This is a genomic window from Microbacterium sp. (assembly GCF_049661145.1).
GTDB lineage: Bacteria > Actinomycetota > Actinomycetes > Actinomycetales > Microbacteriaceae > Microbacterium.
Genome location: NZ_JBASZT010000203.1, coordinates 1 through 1,624, shown reverse-complemented (window position 1 = coordinate 1,624; position 1,624 = coordinate 1). Strand labels below are relative to the sequence as shown.

General features: G+C 73.3%; 1 protein-coding gene and 1 pseudogene. Both read left to right on the top strand.

Annotated features, from left to right (window positions below; all coding sequences use genetic code 11):
- The first annotated feature begins 52 nt into the window (after positions 1–52).
- Positions 53–1,030, top strand: coding sequence for a Gfo/Idh/MocA family protein (locus tag WBP48_RS08665; protein WP_424439040.1), 978 nt, complete (start codon positions 53–55; stop codon positions 1,028–1,030).
- Positions 1,031–1,113: 83 nt separating this feature from the next.
- A pseudogene (locus WBP48_RS08660) lies at positions 1,114–1,624 on the top strand (N-acetylglucosamine-6-phosphate deacetylase); the annotation flags it as partial.

The window sequence follows — 1,624 nt, the reverse complement described above, 5'->3', positions numbered from 1 at the left end:
AACCGGGACCGGCGCGGCGCGAACCCCGGCGGGGCGGGGTAGCGTGGGGCGTGTGACGGAACTCGCGCGGTGGGCGGTGCTCGGAGCGGGCGGGATCAGCGGCGACTTCGTTCGGGCGCTGCCGGCGGCCACCCTCGGGCGTTTGCACGCCGTGGGCGCACGCGACGGCATCCGTGCCCGCGCCTTCGCGGACGAACACGGTGCGCCGATCGCGGGAACGTACGACGAAATCCTCGCGCGGGGCGATGTGGATGCCGTGTACATCGGCACCGTCCACACGACGCACCGTGAGCTCGCGCTCGCCGCGCTCGCAGCCGGCAAGGCGGTGCTCTGCGAGAAACCGCTCGGGATCGACGTCGCCGAGACCGAGGAGATCCTCGTCGCGGCGCAAGCCGCCGGGCTACCGCTCGTCGAGGCGTTCAAGTACCGGTTCGGGCCGTTCGCCGACCGCGTGCGTGATCTCGTGAGCGGGGACCTCGGTGAGATCGTCGAGATCGAGACGGCGATCGGCTTCGCCGCTGACCGCGGCATCCGTCGCCTCTTCGATCCCTCGCTCGCGGGCGGCGCGCTGCTGGATGCCGGGTGCTACCCGGTCTCGCTCGCGGTCGGTGTTGCGGCGTGGGCGGGCCGGCTCGACCAGCCGTTCGTCGTGTCGGCGGAGGGCGTCATCGGCGAGACCGGCGTCGATGAGGATGCCTCCGCAGTGCTCGACCTCGGCGGCGTCCGCGCGCGGGTGTCGACCTCGATCACGCGCGCACTCCCGCGCACCGCGACGATCCGCGGCACGCGCGGCGAGCTGACGATCCCGAACGTGTGGGGAAGTAGGGCGGAGAGCACGGATGCCGGGGAGATCAGCCGCCCCGACGGCACGGTCGAACCGGTGCGCACCGCGACCGTCAGCCCGATGGCCGCCGAGGCCGACGCGACGATCCGCGCTCTGCGCGAGGGTCGCACCGAGGCGCCCGAGGTGCCGTGGGCGCAGACCCGCGCCACCGCGCGCCTGCTCGCCGACTGGCGCGCCGCGCTCTGAAGTGGAGTCCGTGTCACCCCGGAGTCGCAACCCCGCGCCGATAGACTCGACCGCGTACCGCAGCAACACGAGGAGAGCGCCGGATGGTTCGGTCGACGGTGGTGATCCACTCCGCCCGGCGGGTCGGCGCCGACGATATCGTCCCCGACGCGTGGGTGTGCTTCGACGGCGATCGCGTCGCGGCGACGGGTATCGGCGCGACGTGGCGCGATGACCTGCCGACGCATGCCGAGATCGTCGACGCCGCGGGCCGCTGGCTGACCCCGGGCTTCATCGACCTGCATTGCCACGGCGGCGGAGGGCTGTCGGTCGAGGACGGGCCCGAGGGCATCGCGTCGCTCGTCGACACACACTCGGCGCATGGCACGACCCGCAGCGTCTGCTCCCTCGTCTCGGCGCCGGTGGAGGTACTCGCCAGCCGGTTGCAGGCGGTCGCCGACGCTGCGGCGAGCGACCCCCGCGTGCTCGGCGCGCACCTGGAGGGTCCGTTCCTCGACGCGCACTTCCGTGGTGCGCACGACCCGGCGGTACTGCGCGACGCCGACGCTGCCGCGATCGACGCTCTGCTGCATGCCGCCAACGGCACACTCGTGC